General features: G+C 53.0%; 4 protein-coding genes. 3 read left to right on the top strand and 1 reads right to left on the bottom strand.

Annotated elements, in window-relative coordinates:
• Positions 1–78: 78 nt before the first annotated feature.
• Entirely contained in the window at positions 79–1,530 is a 1,452-nt protein-coding gene (gene ltrA, locus QRY16_RS21435) for a group II intron reverse transcriptase/maturase (protein ID WP_289777997.1), read from the bottom strand.
• A gap of 654 nt (positions 1,531–2,184) precedes the next feature.
• On the opposite strand from ltrA, the gene QRY16_RS21430 reads away from it, so the two are divergent.
• From QRY16_RS21430 to QRY16_RS21420, 3 genes are all read left to right on the top strand, one after another.
• Positions 2,185–3,468, top strand: coding sequence for a DGQHR domain-containing protein (locus QRY16_RS21430; protein WP_060578760.1), 1,284 nt, complete (start codon positions 2,185–2,187; stop codon positions 3,466–3,468).
• A gap of 605 nt (positions 3,469–4,073) precedes the next feature.
• On the top strand, positions 4,074–4,253 hold the full coding sequence (locus tag QRY16_RS21425; protein WP_020805645.1) for a hypothetical protein: 180 nt from the start codon (positions 4,074–4,076) through the stop codon (positions 4,251–4,253).
• Between the two features lie 72 nt (positions 4,254–4,325).
• Positions 4,326–4,957: DUF4942 domain-containing protein (locus tag QRY16_RS21420; RefSeq protein WP_289777996.1), on the top strand; the 632-nt coding region annotated here is incomplete at its 3' end.

Genomic DNA, 4,957 nt, shown 5'->3' with positions numbered 1-4,957 from the left:
GCTCAAGCCTTACCAAGGCCAAAAGATGACCCGGCAACCTAACGTGTTATTACTACTGGATATACTGTTCCTTATGTTTCAAACAGAACCTCTCTGCCTCGCGCGCGCGCGTCGGGCAAAGTACTGCCGATATGCCGGATCATAAGGACTCGCACCGGCTCTGATCTTGATGTGGCGGGCTATGGGTGTACTCGCCACAGAGTACAGGTCGAGATGCCCCTGTTGCCCCCTCACGTCCCTGAACGCCGAGAAAAACACCCACTGGCGTAAACCCTGCCGACGGAAGTACCGTTTTTGCTTCCATCGTGCTGATTTATTTGGGTGCCTTCGGTTTATCCAGGTGAGCAGAGCCTGAAACACCTGATGGTCAACATGGGCAAAGGTCTTTTTCGACACAACATGACGGTAGTAATTGGCCCAGCCTCTCAACTTTCTGTTGAGTTGCCGGATCAGATTTTCCATTTTGGCTGTTGCATTGGTTTTGATTAACTCCCGTATGTGACTCAGCATACGTTTTACAGCGGCTTTCGCTGGTTTTATCAGCAACTTGCCATTGTATTTTCGTACGTTGAAGCCGAGAAAGTCAAAGCCATCGTCGATATGGGTGGTCCGGGTTTTCTCTTCCGATAGCTCCAGACCCCGTTCCCTGAGAAAAGCCATCACAGCGGGTTTCACCTGCTCTTCCAGAACTTCTTTCGAGCTCCCGGAGATGATAAAATCATCGGCGTATTTGACGACATAGACTTGTTGTCGGAGGGCTGCCAGTTGCGCCACACCTTCCAGTCCGTCCAGTGCCATATTCGCCAGAACGGGTGAAGCAATCCCGCCCTGTGGTGTACCGGCTTCGGTAGGGTAAACCTTGCCGCCTTCCATATAACCTGCTGCCAGCCATTTTCCGAGGACTGATTTGTCCATCGGCACATGCTCGCGAAGCCATGCGTGACTGATTTGATCAAAGCAGGCTTTTATATCCCCCTCAAGGATCCACCGGGCCGCATTGCGCTGTGCCAGTATATTGAAGCATTGTGCAATGGCGTCCGCCGCGGACCGCCAGGGCCGGAACCCATAAGCATTAGGATCCGCCTGCATTTCAGCCACCGGCTCCAGTGCTAGCAAGTGGAGTGCTTGTTGAGCGCGGTCTGCCATGACGGGAATGCCGAGCGGACGACGTTTGCCATTCTTTTTGGGAATATAAATGCGCCTCAACGGCTGGGTTCGATACCCTCGCCGCGGTAATGACAGCGCGCCTTTGAGCTTCTGTGCGGGCGTTCTCCAGATTTGGCCGTCTACGCCGGGTGTATTACGACCGGTATTGCTCGTTACACGTTGTACGGCCAGCAGTTTAGCCGAAAACGCGTGGGTCAGGAGCCATTGCAGGGCTTTCACCTTGCCCCAGCGCTTTTCCCGGGTTGCCTTCGCGATACGCATTTGCAGTCGTAACACCTGTTGTTCAATGGTCTGCCAGTTAATGGTGTCCCAGTGAATAACCTTGGAGGGGGCACCAATCAGCGGGATGTCCGTTGTTGTCATTTGCTTTTCCTCCTCATAACGATTCTGTTAACTCTCTCGCGAGGTAAGACCTGCCGGACGTGGGCGCACTTTCGTGTCGGGTAACGTTGAAACCCGTATCCGGATCATTACAGCCCGGCTTTCGCTTTTTCCGGCTTCCCAAGCCCGCACCGCCATAGGCAATCTTTACAAATTGCTGTCCCCTGAGGGGGCGATACGGGGTTTCCACGTTCCGTTTGTGAAGTTCGCGAGGTTAGGTGCCTGCTGTTGACCGGGAGGGATGTGGATCACGAGAGCGCAGCAAATAAACACTCTTCCCCCCTCCGTTACCTTTTGGTCAGGCGCAATAGCCACTTCCGCCTGTCATTAATCACGATCTTTATCACAGATTCAGATATCTTCACCGTACCCGCTATCTAGCACTCATCCGGGGTGTGGCTCCCAGAAGGGCATGCCTCTCACGATTTATGCCCCGCGCCTTAAGGCGCTTCGTTTCATTGTCAGGGCCGCTCTTTATTCAGGCCCCTAGATTCACCCGGTGATACGGGTGGTTCCCTCCGTTAACGTGGGAACAACTTCAACAAACAACTTCGTGTCGCAAATTTGCAGTTAATGTGAGTCGAAAATGGCGCTGATTGCGAGTCGGAGGGATTACGATTGCGAGCCGTTACAATTATGGATACTGATAACTATTTTTTCAGAGTACCGGCGACACGCGGAATACAGGGCGGCATAGAACAATACATGCTGACGGTTCCTATGGTCGTGTTACGTCGTATTCTTGCAATGGACAATGATGGCGATGTTATGGATCGCAGTCAGCGAGAAGCGAACAAAACGCGGGCGAAAAAAATACGGAATTATGTTGCCGGTGCGACATCAAAACGAGCCCCCTATATTTTGCCGTCAATTACCGGAAATATTGACAGCCATGTTGAATTCCTCCCCAGCGAACTCTCGCCGGCAGTGGGTATTCTTAAAATTCCGATGGACGCTGATTTAAAATTATTCGATGGCCAGCACCGTGCGCTGGGTATTTTTGAATTTGTACGCGATTATTCCAATACGGAAGATACGATCAGCTTGTTGCTTACCGTTGGCCTGCCACTTGAGTTACGCCAGCAGTTTTTCGCTGATATTAATAACAACGCGAGCAAACCGGCCGCGGCGATCAGTATGGCATATAACAACAATGATCCGGTCAACCAGCTGGCAATGCATCTGGCCCGAACCGTCACCGGGCTTGCGGGCACAGTGGATTTTGAACACAACGTGGTCCCGGCGAAAAGTTCACGGCTTATCAGCTTTAAGGCGCTGAACGATGCGACCAAAAAAATGCTCAACCTGCGGGCCAACAGCATTCCCTCGACGCAACAGCGTGATATGGCAGAAAGACTCTGGACAGCCTGGGCGCAGGCGATGCGCTGGAATGACATTGCCCAGGATGATATCGCCGCGGAGTACCGTCAGGAGGCGCTTGGCCTGCATGGCATCATGATCAATGCGATCGGTATGGCAACGGCCAGGATGTTACGGCACAGAACACCAGAAAGCATCGAGAACCTTCTGGCCTGTGCTGAAAACGGTGACAACGGTTTTCATTATCGGGAGTCGTTTGTTCCTGAGTGCTGGGAAGGGAAGTGTGTTGATCCGGAAACTGGCACCATCAAAACCGACAGGCGGGCGCTCGAAGCAACAGCTGAAGCGTTGCAAAAGCTGATAGATCCGTTCGCAGATGCGCTGTGGTTGCGTGCTTATCTGTCAGCTGAAGAGGCGAGTGATACAGCGTTACTGAAGTATGCAGCTGACATCGAGAGTTATAAGCAGCGCACAGCCGATCCGATGGTAAATATCGTGGAGAAGCTGAAGGCGCTGGGTGACGGCGAACCGCAATACAGAGCGTCGGTGCTGGCTTCAAGCGAAGGACTGAGCCGCTATCTGGCCGGGGCTGAAGGCTGACGCGGTGGTTGCCGCCTGCAGGGCAATACGGGCATCGAACCCACATTGCCCTGAAACGCGCTGAGCCGCTCTCTGGGCGCGCATTTAAAAAACCTGTACCCATCATCGTTTTTATGACTTTGACGAGTCCTGCCCCCTATTCTGGCCCTTTCTGATGTGATCCCGCCCTGGTATCTGCCAGTTAGCTTACTTTTGACATCCGTACAGCGTGTCTTCCCTGTTCATTTCTGCTCAGTTGCTGGCTTTTCTGGCAGGCCTGTCGAACTAAAACACCTCTGGGCCCCTTCGGCTCCTGCCCGGCGGGCAGTCGTCAGCCACACTCCGCTAGCCAGGCAAAGCCTGGCAGCTCCGCCGAACCCCCTGCGGGGTTTCGGGCTATCGCTAGTGTCTGATGCCTGAACCCCTGCACCATGCCGGCAAAGCACCTTCATCGGGCTGATGGGGATCTGAAAGCAAAATTTACAGGGAAAGGAGTCCAGGAAAAAACAAAGAAAATTAATCAGATAACGCTTGATTATAATGGCTCATTAGACGTATAATGATCACATCGAAAGGCAATGAGGCTTTTCGCGGTAGCGCCCCGACTGGCGCAGGAGTAACAAATTATGAGTAAAGCACTGACCCCCTCCCAGCTTAAAGCTGAACTGGACACGCAGAAAGATGCGCTGCTGAAGGCGTGCCTGTATGCCCTCAACGAAATCCCTAACCGCCGTTTAAGTGGTCCGTATCAGTCCACGTATGCTCTGGCTGCAAAACTCGATCAACTGCTTCAGAGCTGCAAATAATTATTGATGGGCTGGCATTGCCAGCCCTGTTCAACGCTAACGGTAGCGCCCCGCATGGCGCAGGAGTCTGAAATGTCATCTAAAAATACTCTCCCGTCGGTCGATCTGATGTCCTGCCAGCATGGCGGTGAAGTGATCCCGTCCATTGCTATTGAGCGCATCATCTCGTTGCGGGATGAAGGTATCCGCGTCTATCTCGACGGCATAGACAAGCTGCGAAAAGCGCGCGATCTGATGCAGCAGGCCGGAGGCTGTCAGTACCTGTATGACTACGACAAAGCCGTAGAGAGTGCCATCAAATGGAGCGACACCACGCCAGATCAGGCCGAAACGGCTATTTCCCGCGTTATCGACGGAAAAATCTGGGATCGGCTGATGACGGAAACCGGTATGTATACGCTGATGAGCAACAAGCAACGTCAGGAATGGGATCGGCAGGTGGCAGGCAAAGAAATGCCGCCGATAACGCTGGATAACGTTATGAGTACGTTCCGGCACCTGAACGCAAGCAAGGCCGATACCTTCACGCAAGGGCTGATTGATATCTTTAAATCCCTGTCGTGGGATTATAAAACCAATAACCCCTGCATGTTTGGCAAGCGTATCATTATCGCGCCGTTGCTCGATGTCTGGCGCAGTGGCTGGGTGCGCTTCAGCTCAGACGGGCACACCAAAATTGACGATCTGGCGCGGCCGTTCTACGT

Origin of the sequence: Mixta mediterraneensis, assembly GCF_030283135.1 — a bacterium.
In the GTDB taxonomy this organism is placed as follows: Bacteria; Pseudomonadota; Gammaproteobacteria; order Enterobacterales; family Enterobacteriaceae; genus Pantoea; species Pantoea mediterraneensis.
Note: the sequence above shows the minus strand (reverse complement) of the source record. Positions and strands in the feature narration are given on the sequence as shown.